Raw genomic sequence first — 19,512 nt, 5'->3', positions numbered from 1 at the left:
ATTAGCTATGCGACGTATTGCAGTGATGGGCGCGGCAGGGCGGATGGGCAAGACGCTGATCGAAGCCGTGCAGCAAAACCCCGGTGCCGGGCTGACGGCGGCGGTCGATCGTCCGGACAGCTCGCTGGTCGGCGCCGACGCTGGTGAGCTGGCAGCCCTGGGCCGCATTGGCGTGCTGCTGTCGGATGACCTGGCGAAAGTGGCGGATGAGTTCGATGTGCTGATCGACTTCACCCACCCTTCGGTGACCCTGAAAAACCTGGCCTTCTGCCGCAAGCACGGCAAGGCCATGGTCATCGGCACCACCGGCTTCAGCGTCGAGGAAAAACAGCTGCTGGCCGACGCGGGCAAGGACATTCCCATCGTGTTCGCCGCCAACTTCAGCGTGGGCGTCAACTTGAGCCTCAAGCTGCTCGACATGGCCGCTCGCGTGTTGGGTGATGATGTCGACATCGAGATCATCGAGGCGCATCACCGGCACAAGGTCGATGCCCCGTCGGGCACGGCGCTGCGCATGGGTGAGGTGGTTGCCAATGCCCTGGGCCGCGATTTGCAGGAAGTGGCGGTGTATGGCCGAGAAGGCCAGACCGGCGCCCGTGATCGCAAGACCATCGGCTTTGCCACGGTGCGCGCCGGCGACGTGGTGGGTGACCACACCGTGCTGTTTGCCGCCGAGGGCGAACGCCTGGAGATCACGCACAAAGCCTCGAGCCGCATGACCTTCGCCAAGGGTGCAGTACGTGCCGCGCTGTGGCTCGATGGCCGCACGCCGGGCTTGTACGACATGCAGGACGTGCTGGACCTGCGCTGAACACGCGCGGCAGATGCTGGTTTTTCTTGTGGGCGTGCCTGCGAGGAGACCAGCATCGATGGCAGTCTGTCGCAATGATGTGTTTTAGAGACACATATACGGTAGACCGAAAACGCACTTTTCTGTAAGCTACAGCTTTAGTGTGTCCACTAAAAGCGCGCAGCGAATTGAATTCAGCACATAAAAGCGGGGTGACGTGTCCATACGTCACTCCGCTTTTTTGCAACCTGCGATCGCCCTTTCATGCTTGATCTACGGGAGGTCTTCTTGACAAAGCCAGCCATACTCGCCCTTGCCGACGGCAGTATTTTTCGCGGTGAAGCCATCGGTGCCGACGGTCAGACCGTTGGTGAGGTGGTGTTCAATACCGCTATGACCGGCTACCAGGAAATCCTTACAGACCCTTCCTACGCGCAGCAAATCGTTACCCTGACCTACCCGCACATCGGCAACACCGGTACCACCCCGGAAGATGCCGAGTCCAACCGTGTCTGGTCTGCTGGCCTGGTCATCCGCGACCTGCCGCTGCTGGCCAGCAACTGGCGTAACACCCAATCGCTGCCGGACTACCTCAAGGCCAACAACGTCGTCGCCATCGCTGGCATCGACACCCGTCGCCTGACCCGAATCCTTCGTGAAAAGGGCGCCCAGAACGGCTGCATCCTGGCCGGTGACAACATCAGCGAAGAAGCCGCCATCGCTGCCGCGCGCGGTTTCCCGGGCCTCAAGGGCATGGACCTGGCCAAGGTCGTTTCCACCAAGGAGCGCTACGAATGGCGCTCCAGCGTGTGGGAGCTGAAAACCGACAGCCACCCGACCCTCGACGCTGCCGACCTGCCGTACCACGTGGTCGCCTTCGACTATGGCGTCAAGCTGAACATCCTGCGCATGCTGGTCGCCCGCGGCTGCCGTGTGACCGTGGTGCCGGCCCAGACCCCAGCCAGCGAAGTGCTGGCGCTCAACCCCGATGGCGTGTTCCTGTCCAACGGCCCAGGCGATCCGGAGCCTTGCGACTACGCGATCCAGGCGATCAAGGAAATCCTCGAAACCGAGATTCCGGTGTTCGGCATCTGCCTCGGCCACCAGTTGCTCGCCCTGGCGTCCGGCGCCAAGACCGTGAAGATGGGCCATGGCCACCACGGTGCCAACCACCCCGTCCAGGACCTGGACACCGGCGTGGTCATGATCACCAGCCAGAACCACGGTTTCGCCGTTGACGAGGCAACCCTGCCAGGCAACGTGCGCGCCATCCACAAGTCGCTGTTCGACGGCACCCTGCAGGGGATCGAGCGTACCGACAAGAGCGCGTTCAGCTTCCAGGGCCACCCTGAGGCGAGCCCAGGCCCGACCGACGTCGCGCCACTGTTCGATCGTTTCACCGATGCCATGGCCAAGCGCCGCTGAGCATCCTGCATCAAGGCCCCGGGCCGGCTCGCGCCGCGCCCGGCAGCGCCTGACCCAGATTGTTCAAGACGGCTTGCCGACTGACCCGCGGATTTGAGTGACCACCATGCCAAAACGTACAGACATTAAAAGCATCCTGATTCTCGGCGCTGGCCCGATCGTGATCGGCCAGGCCTGCGAGTTCGACTATTCCGGCGCCCAGGCCTGTAAAGCCCTGCGCGAAGAAGGTTTCCGGGTCATCCTGGTGAACTCCAACCCGGCCACCATCATGACCGACCCGGCCATGGCCGATGCCACCTACATCGAGCCGATCAAGTGGCAGTCGGTGGCCAAGATCATCGAGAAAGAGCGCCCAGACGCAGTGCTGCCGACCATGGGCGGCCAGACCGCGCTGAACTGCGCCCTGGACCTGGAGCGCCACGGCGTCCTGGAAAAGTTCGGCGTCGAGATGATCGGTGCCAATGCCGACACCATCGACAAGGCCGAAGACCGTTCGCGTTTCGACAAGGCCATGAAGGACATCGGCCTGGAATGCCCACGCTCCGGCATCGCCCACAGCATGGAAGAGGCCAATGCGGTACTGGAGAAGCTCGGCTTCCCGTGCATCATTCGCCCCTCGTTCACCATGGGCGGCACCGGCGGCGGCATCGCCTACAACCGTGAAGAGTTCGAAGAAATCTGCACCCGTGGCCTGGACCTGTCGCCGACCAAGGAACTGCTGATCGACGAATCGCTGATCGGCTGGAAGGAATACGAGATGGAGGTGGTCCGCGACAAGAAGGACAACTGCATCATCGTCTGCTCGATCGAGAACTTCGACCCGATGGGTGTGCACACCGGCGACTCGATCACCGTGGCGCCAGCACAAACCCTGACCGACAAGGAATACCAGATCATGCGCAACGCCTCGCTGGCGGTGCTGCGTGAAATCGGTGTCGAAACCGGCGGTTCCAACGTGCAGTTCGGCATCTGCCCGAACACCGGGCGCATGGTCGTCATCGAGATGAACCCGCGGGTTTCGCGTTCCTCGGCGCTGGCCTCGAAAGCCACCGGCTTCCCGATCGCCAAGATCGCTGCCAAGCTGGCCATCGGTTACACCCTCGACGAGCTGCAGAACGACATCACGGGCGGTCGTACCCCGGCATCCTTCGAGCCGTCGATCGACTACGTGGTGACCAAGCTGCCACGCTTCGCCTTCGAGAAATTCCCCAAGGCCGACGCCCGCCTGACCACCCAGATGAAATCCGTGGGTGAAGTCATGGCCATCGGCCGGACTTTCCAGGAGTCCTTGCAGAAAGCCTTGCGCGGCCTGGAAGTCGGCGCCTGTGGCCTCGACCCGAAAGTCGACCTGGGCAACCCGGAAGCCGCCAGCATCCTCAAGCGCGAGCTGACCGTGCCTGGCGCCGAGCGTATCTGGTACGTCGCCGACGCCATGCGTTCGGGCATGACCTGCGAGCAGATCTTCGAGCTCACCGGCATCGACATGTGGTTCCTGGTGCAGATGGAAGACCTGATCAAGGAAGAAGAGAAGGTCAAGACCCTGGCCCTGTCGTCGATCGACAAGGACTACATGCTGCGCCTCAAGCGCAAGGGCTTCTCTGACCAGCGCCTGGCCAAGCTGCTTGGTATCACCGACAAGAACCTGCGTCGTCACCGCCACAAGCTGGAAGTGTTCCCGGTCTACAAGCGCGTCGACACCTGCGCCGCCGAGTTCGCCACCGACACCGCCTACCTCTATTCCACCTATGAGGAAGAGTGCGAAGCCAACCCGTCGACCCGCGACAAGATCATGATCCTCGGTGGCGGCCCGAACCGTATCGGCCAGGGTATCGAGTTCGACTACTGCTGCGTGCACGCGGCCCTCGCGCTGCGTGAAGACGGTTACGAGACCATCATGGTCAACTGCAACCCGGAAACCGTCTCCACCGACTACGACACCTCCGACCGCCTGTACTTCGAGCCGCTGACCCTGGAAGACGTGCTGGAAGTCTGCCGCGTCGAGAAGCCCAAGGGCGTCATCGTCCACTACGGTGGCCAGACCCCGCTGAAACTGGCGCGCGCCCTGGAAGAAGCTGGCGTACCGATCATCGGTACCAGCCCAGACGCCATCGACCGCGCCGAAGACCGCGAGCGCTTCCAGCAGATGGTGCAGCGCCTGAACCTGCTGCAGCCGCCGAACGCTACCGTGCGCAGCGAAGAAGAAGCCATCAGCGCTGCTGGCGGCATCGGTTACCCGCTGGTTGTGCGCCCATCCTACGTACTGGGTGGCCGCGCCATGGAGATCGTCTACGAACTGGACGAACTCAAGCGCTACCTGCGCGAAGCCGTCCAGGTGTCCAACGACAGCCCGGTACTGCTCGACCACTTCCTCAACTGCGCCATCGAGATGGACGTGGATGCGGTGTGCGACGGCACTGACGTGGTCATCGGCGCGATCATGCAGCACATCGAGCAGGCCGGCGTTCACTCCGGCGACTCGGCATGCTCGCTGCCGCCGTACTCGCTGAGCCAGCACGTGCAGGATCAAGTCCGCGAGCAGGTCAAGAAGATGGCCCTGGAGCTGGGCGTCGTCGGCCTGATGAACGTGCAGCTGGCGCTGCAGGGCGAGAAGATCTACGTGATCGAGGTCAACCCGCGCGCATCGCGTACCGTGCCGTTCGTGTCCAAGTGCATCGGCACCTCGCTGGCCATGATCGCCGCCCGCGTCATGGCCGGTAAGACCCTCAAGGAGCTGGGCTTCACCCAGGAAATCATCCCGAACTTCTACAGCGTCAAGGAAGCCGTCTTCCCGTTCGCCAAGTTCCCAGGGGTTGACCCGATCCTTGGCCCTGAGATGAAATCCACCGGCGAAGTCATGGGTGTCGGTGACAGCTTCGGTGAAGCCTTCGCCAAGGCCCAGATGGGCGCCAGCGAAGTGCTGCCTACCGGCAGCACCGCCTTCATCAGCGTGCGTGACGACGACAAGCCGCAAGTGGCCGGTGTCGCTCGCGACCTGATCGCCCTGGGCTTCGAAGTGGTCGCAACCGCAGGCACCGCCAAGGTCATCGAAGCGGCGGGCCTGAAGGTGCGCCGCGTCAACAAGGTGACCGAAGGCCGTCCACACGTGGTCGACATGATCAAGAACGACGAAGTGTCGCTGATCATCAACACCACCGAAGGGCGCCAGTCGATTGCCGACTCTTACTCGATTCGCCGCAACGCGCTGCAGCATAAGATCTACTGCACCACGACCATTGCGGCCGGTGAAGCCATCTGCGAGGCGCTGAAATTCGGTCCCGAGAAGACTGTTCGTCGCCTGCAGGATCTGCATGCAGGACTCAAAGCATGAGCATGACCAAGTACCCAATGACCGTCCAGGGCGCGCGCGCCCTGGAAGAGGAGCTGACGTTCCTGAGCAAGACCGAGCGCCCGCGCCTGAGCCAGGCGATTGGCGAAGCGCGCGAGCTGGGCGACCTCAAGGAAAACGCCGAATACCATGCTGCCCGTGAAGAGCAGGGCATGGTCGAGGCGCGTATCCGCGACATCGAAGGCCGTCTGCAGAACTCGGTGGTGATCGACGTCACCACCATCGCGCACACCGGCAAGGTGATTTTCGGCACCACCGTGGTGCTGGCCAACACTGAAACCGATGACGAAGTGACCTATCAGATCGTCGGCGAAGATGAAGCCGACGTGAAACAAGGCAAGCTTTCGAGCAGCGCACCCATCGCCCGTGCCATTATCGGCAAGGAAGAAGGTGACACCGTCGTGGTGAAGACACCGAGCGGTACGGTCGAGTACGAGATTGTCGAAGTCAAACACATCTGATCGGCGCCTGCGCGCGCCATCCCTGGAAGGGATCCTCTGGCAGCTGGCCCAGGTTTTCTGGGTCGGTGGCCTGTGGGTGTTCCATGTAGGGCTGGTGCCGGCGCTCAAGGTCAGCGGCCTAGCGCCGCTGCTGGTGCAGGACATCGCCGGGCAGATCGACCGCTGGTTGATCGGCGTGGCGTTGCTTGGCTTGTTGACCCAGCTGGCGGTGCTGGCGCGCGTCGATGGCCTGGCGGCCTGGTGGCGGCAGTTTCGTGGGCAGATGTTGCTGATGGGTCTGGCGGCTTGCGTGGGGTACTACACCTTGCGCTACGGCATCTCGGTCGGCGAGCGCTGGCAGATGTTCTGCTTCCTGGTGCTGGGCTTTTCCGGCATCGTGCTGGTGGCCCAGCCGGTGCCGGTCAAGGCTCGCCGCTAACCCCGTCAGTTGCGATCTCTTGTGAGAGCGTCCAGCCAAGGTCGCTCCCACAACTGCAGCATCGGGCTAGCAGCCCGGGCCGTTACTTGTAGCGGTGGATGTTCGACAGCTGCTTGTTCGGCTGCGGGTTCTTGCGGTAGATCAGCGCCTTCTTGCCGATGGTCTGCACCAGCTCGGCACGCCCGGCCTTGCACAGCTCGGCGATGACCGTCGCGCGCTCTTCGCGATCTTCCGAGCGAATTTCGACCTTGATCAGTTCGTGATCGACCAGCGCACGCTCAAGCTCGGCGATCACGCCTTCGTTCAAGCCGTTGCCGGCAACGATCAGAACCGGCTTCAGGTCATGACCAATGGATTTGTACTGTTTCTTCTGCTCGTTATTGAGCGGCATAATCTGACCCTTTTCGTCTGATTCTGTAAAATTGACGGGCATTTTACCCGAGGGCCTGTGGCTCCGCCCAGTCATACACGACGCATATCATCGAGGTGCCCCGTGGTACAACGTTCCAAAAGCAGCGCAAACTGGCTGCGCGAGCATTTCAACGACCCTTTCGTGAAGCAGGCACAGAAGGACGGCTACCGTTCGCGTGCCAGCTACAAACTGCTTGAGATCCAGGAAAAGGACCGCCTGATCCGTCCCGGCATGAGCGTCATCGACCTCGGCGCCGCGCCCGGCGGCTGGTCGCAGGTGACCAGTCGTCTGATTGGCGGTCAGGGGCGCTTGATCGCCTCGGACATCCTGGAGATGGACTCGATCCCCGACGTGACCTTCATCCAGGGTGACTTCACCCAGGATGAAGTGCTGCAGCAGATCCTGCAGGCGGTCGGCGATTCGCACGTAGACCTTGTGATTTCTGACATGGCCCCCAATATGAGTGGTACGCCTGCGGTCGACATGCCGCGAGCCATGTTCCTTTGCGAGCTGGCCCTGGATCTGGCGACGCGCGTGCTACGACCAGGCGGCGATTTCCTGATCAAGATTTTCCAGGGCGAAGGTTTCGACATGTACCTCAAGGACGTGCGTAGCAAGTTCGACAAGGTGCAGATGCGCAAGCCGTCGTCGTCGCGCGACCGTTCCCGCGAACAGTACCTGCTGGGCAAGGGTTTCAAAGGGGCATGAGGCGTTATGCGGGGTAACCGATAGTTATTTCCAATCGGCCGCCCCGTCTGGATTGTCCGAACTTCGTGTAGTCTAGCTTTCACAAAGGGTTACAGACGGTGCCTGCGGATGCGTAGGTAATGTAGTAAGTTAGGGCGATGAATATCATGCGAGGCACGGCTGCGTCGTGCGCCGGCCTCAGAGGGTAGCGAATTGAACGACATGGCAAAGAATCTGATCCTCTGGTTGATCATCGCAGCTGTCCTGGTGACAGTGATGAACAACTTCTCCAGCCCTAACGAGCCGCAGACCCTCAACTATTCCGACTTCATCCAGCAGGTCAAGGATGGCAAGGTCGAGCGCGTGACCGTCGACGGCTACATCATCACCGGCAAGCGCGCCGACGGCGACAGCTTCAAGACCGTGCGCCCGGCCATTACCGACAATGGCCTGATCGGCGACCTGGTCGACAACCACGTTACCGTCGAAGGCAAGCAGCCAGAGCAGCAAAGCATCTGGACGCAACTGCTGGTGGCGAGCTTCCCGATCCTGGTGATCATCGCCGTCTTCATGTTCTTCATGCGCCAGATGCAGGGTGGAGCAGGGGGCAAGGGCGGGCCGATGAGCTTCGGCAAGAGCAAGGCTCGCTTGCTGTCCGAAGATCAGGTCAAGACCACCCTGGCTGACGTCGCCGGTTGCGACGAGGCCAAGGAAGAAGTCGGCGAGCTGGTCGAGTTCCTGCGCGATCCGGGCAAGTTCCAGCGCCTGGGTGGGCGCATCCCGCGCGGCGTGCTGATGGTCGGCCCACCGGGTACCGGTAAGACCTTGCTGGCCAAGGCCATCGCCGGTGAAGCGAAAGTGCCGTTCTTCACCATCTCCGGTTCCGACTTCGTCGAGATGTTCGTCGGTGTCGGTGCCAGCCGTGTTCGCGACATGTTCGAGCAGGCCAAGAAGCACGCCCCGTGCATCATCTTCATCGACGAGATCGACGCGGTGGGTCGTCACCGTGGCGCCGGCATGGGCGGCGGTCATGACGAGCGCGAGCAGACCCTCAACCAGTTGCTGGTCGAGATGGACGGCTTCGAAATGAACGACGGCATCATCGTGATCGCCGCCACCAACCGTCCGGACGTGCTCGACCCGGCGCTGCTGCGTCCTGGTCGCTTCGACCGTCAGGTGGTGGTCGGTCTGCCGGATATCCGTGGCCGTGAGCAGATCCTCAAGGTCCACATGCGCAAGGTACCCGTGGGTGACAATGTCAACGCTGCAGTCATCGCCCGTGGTACCCCTGGCTTCTCTGGCGCCGACCTGGCCAACCTGGTCAACGAGGCTTCGCTGTTCGCTGCACGCTCGAACAAGCGCCTGGTCGAAATGAAAGAGTTCGAACTGGCCAAGGACAAGATCATGATGGGCGCCGAGCGCAAGACCATGGTCATGTCCGAGAAAGAAAAGCAGAACACCGCCTACCACGAAGCCGGTCACGCCATCGTCGGCCGTCTGGTGCCGGAGCATGACCCGGTCTACAAGGTCTCGATCATCCCGCGTGGTCGTGCCTTGGGCGTGACCATGTTCCTGCCCGAGGAAGACCGCTACAGCCTGTCCAAGCGCGCATTGATCAGCCAGATCTGCTCGCTGTACGGTGGTCGTATCGCTGAAGAGATGACCTTGGGCTTCGACGGCGTCACCACCGGTGCCTCCAACGACATCATGCGTGCCAGCCAGATCGCGCGGAACATGGTGACCAAGTGGGGCCTGTCCGAGAAGCTCGGCCCGCTGATGTACGCTGAAGAAGAGGGCGAAGTGTTCCTCGGTCGCAGCGCCGGCAGCCAGCACGCCAGCGTTTCTGGCGAGACGGCCAAGCTGATCGACTCCGAAGTGCGCAGCATCATCGACCAGTGCTATGCCACGGCCAAGCAGCTGCTCACCGACAACCGCGACAAGCTCGATGCCATGGCCGATGCCTTGATGAAGTACGAGACCATCGACGCCGAGCAGATCGACGACATCATGGCTGGTCGCACGCCACGCGAGCCACGCGACTGGGATGACGACTCGGCATCGGGCAATTCCGCGACCCAGGGCGACCGCCCGGAATCGCCGATCGGCGGCCCTGCGGCTCAACACTAAGGGCAGTTATGAGCTCACAGCTGTACCCGACCCGGTTGCCTTGCGGCAACCGGGTTCTTGATTTGTCCCGGACGCACGTCATGGGCATCCTCAACGTCACGCCCGATTCCTTCTCCGATGGCGGTCGCTTCAGCCACATGGATCAGGCCTTGCGCCATGCCGAGGCGATGGTCGCGGCAGGTGCCAGCTTGATCGACATTGGCGGCGAGTCGACCCGGCCGGGTGCGCGCGCGGTCTCGGTGACCGAAGAGCTCGAGCGCGTGGCGCCGATGGTCGAAGCGATCAACCAGCGCCTGGACGTGGTCATTTCGGTCGATACCTCGACCCCTGCGGTGATGCGCGAGTCGGCCCGTCTGGGCGCCGGCCTGATCAACGACGTGCGTGCCCTGGAGCGCGATGGCGCCCTGGATGCGGCCGCCGACACGGGCCTGCCGGTGTGCCTGATGCACATGCGCGGCGAGCCCGGCACCATGCAGGACGACCCGCATTACGATGATGTCAGTGCCGAGGTAACGCGCTATCTTGAACAGCGCATGGCCGCCTGCGCGGCCGCAGGCATTCCTGGCGAACGAGTCATCCTTGATCCAGGCTTCGGTTTCGCCAAGACGCTGGCGCATAACCTGAGCCTGTTCAAACACATGGAAGCGCTCTATCGTTTGCAGCGCCCGCTGCTGGTGGGTGTTTCGCGCAAGAGCATGATCGGCCTGACGCTGGATCGTCCGGTCGGTGAGCGGCTGTACGGCAGCCTCGCGCTGGCGGCTCTGGCCATGACCAAGGGGGCCAGTATCCTGCGCGTCCATGATGTGGCCGAGACCGTCGACGTGGTGCGCATGATTGCCGCGGTACAGCACGCCGAATAAAAACATTGGAGTCCCTATGAGCAGAAAATACTTTGGTACCGACGGCATTCGTGGCCGCGTCGGCGAATACCCGATCACCCCGGACTTCATGTTGAAACTGGGTTGGGCGGCCGGCATGGCCTTCCGCAAGCAGGGGCATTGCCGCGTGCTGGTGGGCAAGGACACGCGTATTTCCGGCTACATGTTCGAGTCCGCACTCGAAGCCGGTTTGTCCGCTGCTGGTGCCGACGTCATGCTGCTCGGGCCGATGCCGACTCCGGCGATCGCCTACCTGACGCGTACGTTCCACGCCGAAGCCGGCATCGTCATCAGCGCCTCGCACAACCCCCATGACGATAACGGCATCAAGTTCTTCTCCGGCCAAGGCACCAAGTTGCCCGACGAGGTCGAGCTGATGATCGAAGAGCTGCTCGACCAGCCGATGACCGTGGTCGAGTCCGGCAAGCTGGGCAAGGTCTCGCGCATCAACGACGCCGCCGGCCGTTACATCGAGTTCTGCAAGAGCAGCGTGCCCAGCAGCACCAGTTTCGACGGCCTCAAGCTGGTGGTCGACTGCGCCCACGGCGCCACCTACAAGGTCGCGCCCAGCGTGTTCCGCGAGTTGGGCGCCGATGTCACGGTGTTGCATGCGCAGCCGGACGGGCTGAACATCAACGAAGGTTGTGGCTCGACCCATATCGAATCGCTGCAGGCCGCAGTGTTGGTCGGCCATGCTGACCTGGGCATTGCCTTCGATGGCGATGGCGACCGGGTGTTGATGGTCGATCACACCGGGGCCATCGTCGATGGTGACGAACTGTTGTACGTCATCGCCCGAGACTTGCAGGAACGCGGCAAGCTGCAGGGTGGGGTGGTCGGTACCCTGATGAGCAACCTGGGCCTGGAGCTGGCGCTCAAGGATCTGGACGTGCCGTTCGTGCGGGCCAAGGTCGGTGACCGCTACGTGATGGCCGAGCTGCTCGAACGCAATTGGCTGCTCGGTGGCGAAAATTCGGGTCACGTGGTGTGCTGCAACCACACCACCACGGGGGATGCGATCATCGCGGCGCTGCAGGTGCTGATGGCGCTCAAGCGCCGCGGGGAAACCCTGGCGCAGGCGCGTCAGGCCTTGCGCAAGTGCCCGCAGGTGTTGATCAATGTGCGCTTCGGCGCCAGCCAGGTCGATCCGCTGGAACATCCTGCGGTCAAGGAAGCCAGCGCCAAGGCCACCGAAGCCATGGCTGGTCGCGGGCGGGTGCTGTTGCGCAAATCCGGTACCGAGCCGCTGGTGCGGGTCATGGTCGAAGGCGACGATGAAACCCAGGTTCGCGGCCACGCGGAGGCTCTGGCCAAGCTGGTAACGGAAGTTTGTGCCTGAAAGAGGCTTGCCAGCGCAGATCGGGTTGGGTAAGATCTGCGCCCACTTTGACCGACGAGGTAAAGCATGCGTCGCCCCATGGTAGCTGGTAACTGGAAGATGCACGGTACCCGCGCCAGCGTCGCTGAGCTGATCCTGGGCCTGGGCAATTTGTCCGTGCCGAACGGTGTCGAAGTCGCGGTGTTTCCACCGTCGTTGTTCATCCATCAGGTTGTCGATGGCTTGGCCGGCAAAGGAATCACCGTTGGCGCACAGAATTCCGCAGTAAAGCCCGAGCAGGGCGCGCTGACAGGTGAAGTTGCACCGAGTCAGTTGGTTGAAGCGGGTTGCAAGTTGGTGTTGATTGGCCATTCCGAGCGCCGCCAGATCATTGGCGAAAGCGAAGAAGTGTTGAAAGACAAGTTTGCAGCCGCTCAACTTAGTGGTTTAATGCCGGTGCTCTGCGTAGGGGAAACCCTCGAGGAGCGTGAGGCAGGCAAGACGCTCGAAGTTGTAGGGCGTCAACTAAGCAGTATCATCGACGCGTTCGGTGTTAAGGCTTTTGCCAATGCAGTTATCGCCTATGAGCCGGTATGGGCCATTGGCACAGGTTTGACGGCTTCGCCACAACAAGCTCAGGATGTGCATGCTGCCATCCGGGCCCAGTTGGCGGCCGAAGACGCCGAAGTTGCCGCTAACGTGCAGCTTCTCTACGGCGGCAGCGTGAAGGCGGCCAATGCGGCCGAACTGTTCGGCATGCCGGATATCGATGGGGGGCTCATTGGTGGAGCGTCCCTGAACGCAGACGAATTCGGTGCAATTTGTCGCGCCGCAGGAAACTGAACAAATGCTGGAAACAGTTATCGTTGTTTTTCATCTGTTGGCAGCGCTGTCGCTTGTAGTGCTGGTTCTGCTGCAACAGGGTAAAGGTGCGGAAGCAGGTGCATCTTTCGGCGCAGGTGCTTCTAACACTGTGTTCGGGAGTCAAGGTTCTGCAACGTTCCTAAGTAAATTAACTGCAATACTCGCTGCCACTTTCTTTTTGACAGCACTTGGGTTAGGATACTTCGCGAAGCAACAAGCTCACCAGCTGAGCCAAGCGGGTCTTCCAGATCCAGCAGTGCTTGAAGTGCAAGAGCAGAAGAAGCCGGCAGTTAATGATGATGTACCGGTGCTCCAAGAGCAGAAGAGCGAAACCACCCCAACCGGTGATGTACCTCCTCCCGCCGAAGAGCAGAAGTAACGGGTTTCAAGTAGTAGTATTGCCGAGGTGGTGGAATTGGTAGACACGCAACCTTGAGGTGGTTGTGCCCATAGGGTGTAGGGGTTCGAGTCCCCTTCTCGGTACCAATTGAAGCTTGAGAGCCCGCTTTAGCGGGCTTTCTTGCAGGTGAAGGTTTGGGTTTGACCCTCAAGCGGGTTAGGTCTTATACTTTCGCCCCAGCTTTGTCGCGGGGTGGAGCAGCTTGGTAGCTCGTCGGGCTCATAACCCGAAGGTCGTTGGTTCAAATCCAGCCCCCGCAACCAGCTTCAGCGGAGCCCCTTTTCAGGGGCTTTTTGCTAGCCGAACAATTTACGGCGTCGTTGTCCTACGGCGCTTTCAGGGATGGGCGCTTCGCCCATTTTTTATTTGCACAGCATGCACGAGGGGGTTCAGGTGTCGAGCAAGCTAGAACAGTTGCAGGCCTTGTTGGCCCCGGTGGTCGAGGGTCTGGGCTATCAATGCTGGGGGATCGAATACGTTTCCCAGGGTAAGCATTCGGTACTGCGCATCTATATCGACAAGGAAGACGGCATCCTGGTGGACGACTGCGAAGCGGTCAGCCGACAGGCCAGCGCGATCCTCGATGTGGAAGATCCGATCAGCAGCGAATATACCCTTGAGGTTTCCTCTCCAGGCATGGATCGCCCGCTGTTCACGCTGGAACAGTTTGCCTCGCATGCCGGCGAACAAGTGAAGATCAAGCTGCGTTCACCCTTCGAGGGTCGTCGTAACTTCCAGGGTCTCCTCCGCGGTGTGGAGGATCAGGATGTGGTGGTCCAGGTGGACAACCAAGAGTTCCTGCTGCCGATCGACTCGATCGACAAGGCCAATATTATTCCCAGTTTTGACTGAGACGTGCCGGGCCCGGCGGACGATCCGGGCCCAATGGCTTGCGCAAGGCGAGGCGTACGATGAGCAAAGAAGTACTGCTGGTTGTTGAATCGGTATCCAACGAAAAAGGTGTACCGCCCGGCGTCATTTTCGAAGCGCTGGAAGTGGCCCTGGCTACTGCAACCAAAAAACGTTTTGAAGACGAAGTCGACCTGCGTGTGGAAATCAACCGCCACACCGGTAGCTACGAGACGTTCCGTCGCTGGACCGTGGTCGACGAGAACGACCTGGACGACCCGGCAATCGAAACCTGGCTGGACAAGATCAAGGACACTCATCCCGAAGCCAAGATTGGCGACGTGATCGAGGAAAAGATCGAGTCCATCGAATTCGGTCGTATCGCCGCGCAGACTGCCAAGCAGGTCATCGTGCAGAAGGTCCGTGAAGCCGAGCGCGCCCAGGTGGTCGACGCCTACCGCGAACGGGTCAACGAGATCATCTCCGGTACCGTCAAGAAAGTTACCCGCGACAACGTCATCGTTGACCTGGGCAACAACGCCGAGGCCTTGCTGGCTCGCGAAGACATCATCCCACGCGAGACTTTCCGTGTTGGCGTGCGCCTGCGTGCGCTGCTCAAGGAAATCCGCACCGAGAACCGCGGTCCTCAGCTGATCCTGTCGCGCACCGCGCCGCAGATGCTGATCGAACTGTTCCGCATCGAAGTGCCGGAAATCGCCGAAGGCCTCATCGAAGTCATGGCCGCCTCCCGTGATCCGGGTTCGCGTGCCAAGATCGCCGTCCGCTCCAAAGACAAGCGCATCGACCCGCAAGGTGCCTGCATCGGCATGCGCGGTTCGCGCGTGCAAGCTGTCTCCGGCGAGTTGGGCGGTGAGCGTGTGGATATCGTCCTGTGGGACGAGAACCCGGCGCAATTCGTCATCAACGCCATGTCGCCGGCCGAAGTCGCGGCGATCATCGTTGATGAAGATGCCCATGCCATGGACATCGCAGTTGGCGAAGACAACCTGGCGCAAGCCATTGGCCGTGGTGGCCAGAACGTTCGCCTGGCCAGTCAGTTGACCGGCTGGACCCTGAACGTGATGACCGAGAAGGACATCCAGGCCAAGCAACAGGCTGAAACCGGCGATATCCTGCGTAACTTCATCGAGGAACTGGAAGTCGACGAGGAGCTGGCCCAAGTGCTGGTCGACGAAGGCTTCACCAGCCTCGAAGAAATTGCCTACGTACCGTTGGAAGAAATGCTCAACATCGATGGCTTTGACGAAGAAATCGTCAATGAGCTGCGCGCTCGTGCCAAGGACCGTTTGTTGACCAAGGCCATCGCTACCGAAGAAAAACTGGCAGACGCCCATCCGGCCGAAGACCTGCTCTCCCTCGAGGGCATGGACAAGGACCTGGCGGCGGAACTGGCGGTGCGCGGCGTGGTTAACCGCGAAGACCTGGCCGAGCAGTCGATTGACGACCTGCTCGACATCGACGGCATCGACGAAGAGCGTGCCGGCAAGTTGATCATGGCCGCCCGAGCCCACTGGTTCGAGTAATTAGGCGCGGCCTGAGGAGAGAAGTGCATGACGCAAGTCACGGTGAAAGAACTGGCCCAAGAGGTCGAGGCACCGGTAGAGCGCCTGCTGCAGCAGATGCGTGAGGCAGGTCTGCCGCACACCGACGCCGGTCAGGTAGTGACCGACAATGAGAAGCAGACCCTGCTGACTCATTTGAAGAGCAGCCACAAGAGCAAGGCGGAAGAGCCGCGCAAGATTACCTTGCAGCGCAAGACCACCAGCACCCTGCGTGTCGCCGGTAGCAAAAGCATCAGCGTAGAAGTACGCAAGAAGAAAGTCTTCGTGCAGCGCAGCCCTGAAGAAATCCAGGCTGAGCAGAAGCGTGAGCTGGAAGAGCGCCGTGCGGCTGAAAACGCTGCCCGCGACAAGGTCGAGGCCGAAGTTCGCCAGCGCAACGAAGAGCAAGCGCGCCGTCAGGCTGCCGAGGCTCCAGCGGCCCCTGCGCCTGCCGCCAAGCCGGCACCGGCACCTGCCGCTGCCCAGGCTCCGGTAGTTGCCGACGCCCCGGCGTCCGAAGACGCCGCAGCCCGCGCTGCCGAGCGCAAGAAAGACGAGACCCGTCGCAACGAAAGCCGCACCCGTGATGACGACCGTCGTCGTGGCGAAGCCCCTCGTGTGTCGATCAAGGTCAAGGTCAAAGAGAAAGAAAAGGCACCGACCCCACGTGCCGCTCCGCGTACCACCGACGAAGAGAGCGATGGCAATCGTCGTGGTCGTGGTGGCAAGAGCAAGCTGAAGAAGCGTAACCAGCACGGCTTCCAGAACCCGACTGGCCCCGTCATCCGTGACGTGACCATCGGCGAGACCATCACCGTCTCGGAACTGGCCCAGCAGATGTCCGTCAAGGGCGCCGAAGTGGTCAAGTTCATGTTCAAGATGGGCACTCCGGTCACCATCAACCAGGTGCTCGACCAGGAAACCGCGCAGCTGATCGCCGAAGAGCTGGGCCACAAGGTCACCTTGATCAGCGACAGCGCCCTGGAAGATTCCCTGGCCGAATCGCTGAAGTTCGAAGGCCAGACCGAGTCGCGCGCGCCGGTGGTTACCGTCATGGGTCACGTTGACCATGGCAAGACCTCGCTGCTCGACTACATCCGTCGTGCCAAGGTTGCCGCTGGCGAAGCCGGTGGTATCACCCAGCACATCGGTGCCTACCACGTGGAAACCGACCGCGGCATGGTTACCTTCCTCGACACCCCTGGCCACGCTGCGTTTACCCAGATGCGTGCCCGTGGTGCCAAGGCGACCGACATCGTCATCCTGGTGGTGGCGGCGGACGACGGCGTGATGCCGCAAACCCGCGAAGCGGTTCAGCATGCCAAGGCAGCTGGCGTGCCGCTGGTGGTCGCGGTGAACAAGATCGACAAGCCGGGTGCCGACCTCGATCGCATCCGTAACGAACTGGCCGTCGAAGGTGTGACCTCCGAGGACTGGGGTGGCGACACGCCATTCGTCAAGGTTTCGGCGAAGATGGGTACCGGTGTCGACGAGCTGCTCGAAGCGGTGCTGCTGCAGGCCGAGATCCTCGAGCTGACCGCCACTCCGACCGCTCCAGGTCGTGGCGTGGTCGTCGAATCGCGCCTGGACAAGGGCCGTGGCCCAGTGGCGACCATCCTGGTTCAGGACGGTACCCTGCGTCAGGGCGACATGGTGCTGTGCGGCTCCAACTATGGCCGCGTGCGCGCCATGCTCGACGAGAACGGCAAGCCGGTGAAGGAAGCTGGCCCGTCGATCCCGGTCGAGATCCTCGGTCTGGATGGTACGCCGGAAGCCGGTGACGAGCTGTCGGTGGTTGCCGACGAGAAGAAAGCCCGCGAAGTTGCCATGTTCCGTCAGGGCAAGTACCGCGAGGTCAAGCTGGCCCGTGCTCACGCCGGCAAGCTGGAAAACATCTTCGAGACCATGGGTCAGGAAGAGAAGAAGACCCTCAACATCGTCCTCAAGACCGACGTGCGTGGTTCCCTGGAAGCACTGCAGGGTTCGCTGGGCGGTCTGGGCAACGACGAAGTTCAGGTCCGCGTGATCGGTGGCGGCGTCGGTGGTATCACCGAAAGCGACGCCAACCTGGCGCTGGCTTCGAACGCGGTGCTGTTCGGCTTCAACGTGCGTGCCGATGCCGGTGCGCGCAAGATCGTCGAGCAGGAAGGTCTGGATATGCGTTACTACAACGTGATCTACGACATCATCGAAGACGTCAAGAAAGCCCTGACCGGCATGCTCGGCAGCGATGTTCGCGAGAACATCCTGGGCGTCGCCGAAGTGCGTGACGTGTTCCGTTCGCCGAAGTTCGGCGCCATCGCTGGCTGTATGGTCATCGAAGGTACCGTGCACCGCAACCGTCCGATCCGCGTACTGCGCGACGACGTGGTGATCTTCGAAGGCGAGCTGGAGTCGCTGCGTCGCTTCAAGGACGACGCTGCCGAAGTCCGTGCCGGCATGGAGTGCGGTATTGGCGTCAAGAGCTACAACGACGTCAAGGTCGGCGACAAGATCGAAGTCTTCGAGAAAGTCCAGGTTGCTCGTACCCTCTAAGGGTGAGCAGGGCGCCAGCCCCCGCCGCAGGGCGGTGGGCTGCGCCTCGGTAGGTAGCGCCCGGTCAGGCCTCAGCCTGACCGGGCGTTTGCCGCTTTAAGTTACAGGTAGCAAGAATGGCCAAAGAATACAGCCGTACCCAACGCATCGGCGATCAGATGCAGCGTGAGCTGTCGGAACTGATCCGCCGTGAAGTCAAAGACCCGCGCGTCGGCCTGGTGACCATCACCGCGGTCGATGTCAGCCGTGACCTGGGCCATGCCAAGGTGTTCATCACCGTCATGGGCGAGGAAACCCCGGACGCCGTGCAGCAGTCGCTCAAGGCGCTCAACAGTGCCGCCAGCTTCCTGCGCTTGCACCTGGGGCGCTCGATGCAATTGCGCAGCGTGCCGCAACTGCACTTCCACTTCGACGAGAGCGTCAGCCGTGGTGCCCACCTGTCGGCACTGATCGAGCGCGCGGTCGCCGAAGACCGTCTGCACCAGGATTCCAAGCCGGACACCGAGGAGTAAGCGGTGGCCCAGGTCAAACGTATCCGCCGCAATGTCAGCGGCATCATCCTGCTCGACAAGCCGCTGGGGTTCACTTCCAATGCGGCGCTGCAGAAAGTCCGCTGGTTGCTCAATGCCGAGAAGGCCGGCCACACCGGTAGCCTCGACCCCCTGGCCACCGGCGTCCTGCCGCTGTGTTTCGGTGAGGCGACCAAGTTTTCCCAGTACCTGCTCGACTCCGACAAGGGTTACGAGACGGTCATGCAGCTGGGCCAGACCACCACCACCGCGGACGCCGAAGGCGAAGTGCTGCAGACGCGCGAGGTGACCGTCGGTCGCGCCGATATCGAGGCGGTCATTCCGCGTTTTCGCGGTCAAATCCAGCAGGTGCCGCCGATGTACTCGGCGCTCAAGCGTGATGGCCAGCCGCTGTACAAGCTGGCGCGTGCAGGAGAGGTAGTGGAGCGCGAGGCGCGTTCTGTTACTATTGGCCGGTTAGAGTTGCTCGAGTGCGAAGGCACCCGTGCGCGACTGTCGGTCGGCTGCAGCAAAGGCACCTATATCCGCACCCTGGTGGAGGATATCGGCGAAGCCCTGGGCTGCGGTGCCTACGTCGCCGAGTTGCGCCGTACCCAGGCTGGGCCTTTCGTCCTGGCCCAGACGGTGACCCTCGAGGAACTCGAACAGGCCCACGCCGACGGTGGCAACGAAGCGCTCGATCGCTTCCTCATGCCCGCGGACAGCGGTTTGCAGGACTGGCCACTGGTGTGCCTGTCCGAGCACAGCGCGTTCTACTGGCTGCACGGCCAGGCAGTGCGTGCACCGGATGCACCGCAGTTCGGCATGGTCCGCGTACAGGATCACAATGCACGCTTCATCGGTATCGGTGAAGTGAGCGAAGACGGGCGCATTGCGCCGCGTCGACTGATTCGGTCGGAATGACCGAAAC

General features: G+C 61.7%; 17 protein-coding genes and 2 tRNA genes. 18 read left to right on the top strand and 1 reads right to left on the bottom strand.

Going from position 1 to position 19,512, the window contains the following annotated elements:
* The first annotated feature begins 7 nt into the window (after window positions 1–7).
* From dapB to ACLEJW_RS19945, 5 genes are all read left to right on the top strand, one after another.
* Entirely contained in the window at window positions 8–811 is an 804-nt protein-coding gene (dapB, locus tag ACLEJW_RS19965; RefSeq protein WP_145190731.1) for a 4-hydroxy-tetrahydrodipicolinate reductase, read from the top strand.
* 267 nt (window positions 812–1,078) lie between these two features.
* Window positions 1,079–2,215: a glutamine-hydrolyzing carbamoyl-phosphate synthase small subunit gene (carA, locus tag ACLEJW_RS19960; protein ID WP_145190734.1), complete on the top strand. Its 1,137-nt coding sequence runs from the start codon at window positions 1,079–1,081 to the stop codon at window positions 2,213–2,215.
* Between the two features lie 106 nt (window positions 2,216–2,321).
* Entirely contained in the window at window positions 2,322–5,543 is a 3,222-nt protein-coding gene (carB, locus tag ACLEJW_RS19955; protein ID WP_440778100.1) for a carbamoyl-phosphate synthase large subunit, read from the top strand.
* Window positions 5,540–6,022 carry a transcription elongation factor GreA gene (greA, locus tag ACLEJW_RS19950; protein ID WP_177326679.1) on the top strand — a complete coding sequence of 161 codons (483 nt, stop codon included), beginning with the start codon at window positions 5,540–5,542 and terminating at the stop codon, window positions 6,020–6,022. Before carB ends, greA begins: the two co-directional genes overlap by 4 nt.
* Complete coding sequence (locus ACLEJW_RS19945; RefSeq protein WP_145190740.1) at window positions 6,000–6,440, top strand: MFS transporter; 441 nt, start codon at window positions 6,000–6,002, stop codon at window positions 6,438–6,440. The genes greA and ACLEJW_RS19945 overlap by 23 nt, the downstream gene beginning before the upstream one ends.
* Window positions 6,441–6,522: 82 nt before the next feature.
* Here the strand turns inward: ACLEJW_RS19945 and yhbY are convergent, their stop codons facing one another.
* On the bottom strand, window positions 6,523–6,831 hold the full coding sequence (gene yhbY / locus ACLEJW_RS19940) for a ribosome assembly RNA-binding protein YhbY (RefSeq protein WP_145190743.1): 309 nt from the start codon (window positions 6,829–6,831) through the stop codon (window positions 6,523–6,525).
* 102 nt (window positions 6,832–6,933) lie between these two features.
* Here yhbY and rlmE point away from each other — a divergent pair, with 102 nt between their 5' ends.
* The 13 genes from rlmE to truB all read left to right on the top strand — a co-directional run bounded on the left by rlmE (window position 6,934) and on the right by truB (window position 19,505).
* Window positions 6,934–7,560: a 23S rRNA (uridine(2552)-2'-O)-methyltransferase RlmE gene (gene rlmE / locus ACLEJW_RS19935; protein ID WP_145190746.1), complete on the top strand. Its 627-nt coding sequence runs from the start codon at window positions 6,934–6,936 to the stop codon at window positions 7,558–7,560.
* A 201-nt stretch (window positions 7,561–7,761) separates the two neighbouring features.
* Window positions 7,762–9,666, top strand: coding sequence for an ATP-dependent zinc metalloprotease FtsH (gene ftsH / locus ACLEJW_RS19930; protein WP_145190749.1), 1,905 nt, complete (start codon window positions 7,762–7,764; stop codon window positions 9,664–9,666).
* A gap of 8 nt (window positions 9,667–9,674) precedes the next feature.
* Window positions 9,675–10,526, top strand: coding sequence for a dihydropteroate synthase (gene folP / locus ACLEJW_RS19925; RefSeq protein ID WP_313299351.1), 852 nt, complete (start codon window positions 9,675–9,677; stop codon window positions 10,524–10,526).
* 16 nt (window positions 10,527–10,542) lie between these two features.
* Entirely contained in the window at window positions 10,543–11,883 is a 1,341-nt protein-coding gene (gene glmM, locus ACLEJW_RS19920; protein WP_145190755.1) for a phosphoglucosamine mutase, read from the top strand.
* 66 nt (window positions 11,884–11,949) lie between these two features.
* Entirely contained in the window at window positions 11,950–12,705 is a 756-nt protein-coding gene (gene tpiA / locus ACLEJW_RS19915) for a triose-phosphate isomerase (RefSeq protein WP_145190758.1), read from the top strand.
* A gap of 4 nt (window positions 12,706–12,709) precedes the next feature.
* Window positions 12,710–13,105 (top strand): preprotein translocase subunit SecG, encoded by a 396-nt coding sequence (gene secG / locus ACLEJW_RS19910; protein ID WP_145190761.1) that lies wholly within the window; start codon window positions 12,710–12,712, stop codon window positions 13,103–13,105.
* A gap of 21 nt (window positions 13,106–13,126) precedes the next feature.
* A tRNA-Leu gene (locus tag ACLEJW_RS19905) sits at window positions 13,127–13,212 on the top strand.
* Window positions 13,213–13,312: 100 nt separating this feature from the next.
* Window positions 13,313–13,389, top strand: a tRNA-Met gene (locus ACLEJW_RS19900).
* A 130-nt stretch (window positions 13,390–13,519) separates the two neighbouring features.
* Window positions 13,520–13,978 carry a ribosome maturation factor RimP gene (rimP, locus tag ACLEJW_RS19895; RefSeq protein WP_033696040.1) on the top strand — a complete coding sequence of 153 codons (459 nt, stop codon included), beginning with the start codon at window positions 13,520–13,522 and terminating at the stop codon, window positions 13,976–13,978.
* A gap of 59 nt (window positions 13,979–14,037) precedes the next feature.
* On the top strand, window positions 14,038–15,519 hold the full coding sequence (gene nusA / locus ACLEJW_RS19890) for a transcription termination factor NusA (protein WP_145190764.1): 1,482 nt from the start codon (window positions 14,038–14,040) through the stop codon (window positions 15,517–15,519).
* A gap of 27 nt (window positions 15,520–15,546) precedes the next feature.
* Window positions 15,547–18,072, top strand: coding sequence for a translation initiation factor IF-2 (gene infB, locus ACLEJW_RS19885; protein WP_145190767.1), 2,526 nt, complete (start codon window positions 15,547–15,549; stop codon window positions 18,070–18,072).
* A 116-nt stretch (window positions 18,073–18,188) separates the two neighbouring features.
* Window positions 18,189–18,584 (top strand): 30S ribosome-binding factor RbfA, encoded by a 396-nt coding sequence (rbfA, locus tag ACLEJW_RS19880; RefSeq protein WP_145190769.1) that lies wholly within the window; start codon window positions 18,189–18,191, stop codon window positions 18,582–18,584.
* Window positions 18,585–18,587: 3 nt separating this feature from the next.
* Window positions 18,588–19,505 carry a tRNA pseudouridine(55) synthase TruB gene (gene truB, locus ACLEJW_RS19875; protein WP_145190772.1) on the top strand — a complete coding sequence of 306 codons (918 nt, stop codon included), beginning with the start codon at window positions 18,588–18,590 and terminating at the stop codon, window positions 19,503–19,505.
* Window positions 19,506–19,512 lie beyond the last annotated feature (7 nt).

Origin of the sequence: Pseudomonas sp. SMSB3, assembly GCF_052041965.1 — a bacterium.
GTDB lineage: Bacteria > Pseudomonadota > Gammaproteobacteria > Pseudomonadales > Pseudomonadaceae > Aquipseudomonas.
This window is presented reverse-complemented; position numbering and strand designations above follow the sequence as displayed.

Excerpts from the sequence above, each read along its gene's own strand:
- nusA (WP_145190764.1), top strand. The coding sequence starts at position 14,038 with ATGAGCAAAGAAGTACTGCTGGTTGTTGAATCGGTATCCAACGAAAAA.
- folP (WP_313299351.1), top strand. The coding sequence starts at position 9,675 with ATGAGCTCACAGCTGTACCCGACCCGGTTGCCTTGCGGCAACCGGGTT.
- carB (WP_440778100.1), top strand. The coding sequence starts at position 2,322 with ATGCCAAAACGTACAGACATTAAAAGCATCCTGATTCTCGGCGCTGGC.
- tpiA (WP_145190758.1), top strand. The coding sequence starts at position 11,950 with ATGCGTCGCCCCATGGTAGCTGGTAACTGGAAGATGCACGGTACCCGC.
- yhbY (WP_145190743.1), bottom strand. The coding sequence starts at position 6,831 with ATGCCGCTCAATAACGAGCAGAAGAAACAGTACAAATCCATTGGTCAT.
- infB (WP_145190767.1), top strand. The coding sequence starts at position 15,547 with ATGACGCAAGTCACGGTGAAAGAACTGGCCCAAGAGGTCGAGGCACCG.
- greA (WP_177326679.1), top strand. The coding sequence starts at position 5,540 with ATGAGCATGACCAAGTACCCAATGACCGTCCAGGGCGCGCGCGCCCTG.
- rbfA (WP_145190769.1), top strand. The coding sequence starts at position 18,189 with ATGGCCAAAGAATACAGCCGTACCCAACGCATCGGCGATCAGATGCAG.
- secG (WP_145190761.1), top strand. The coding sequence starts at position 12,710 with ATGCTGGAAACAGTTATCGTTGTTTTTCATCTGTTGGCAGCGCTGTCG.
- ftsH (WP_145190749.1), top strand. The coding sequence starts at position 7,762 with ATGGCAAAGAATCTGATCCTCTGGTTGATCATCGCAGCTGTCCTGGTG.
- glmM (WP_145190755.1), top strand. The coding sequence starts at position 10,543 with ATGAGCAGAAAATACTTTGGTACCGACGGCATTCGTGGCCGCGTCGGC.
- dapB (WP_145190731.1), top strand. The coding sequence starts at position 8 with ATGCGACGTATTGCAGTGATGGGCGCGGCAGGGCGGATGGGCAAGACG.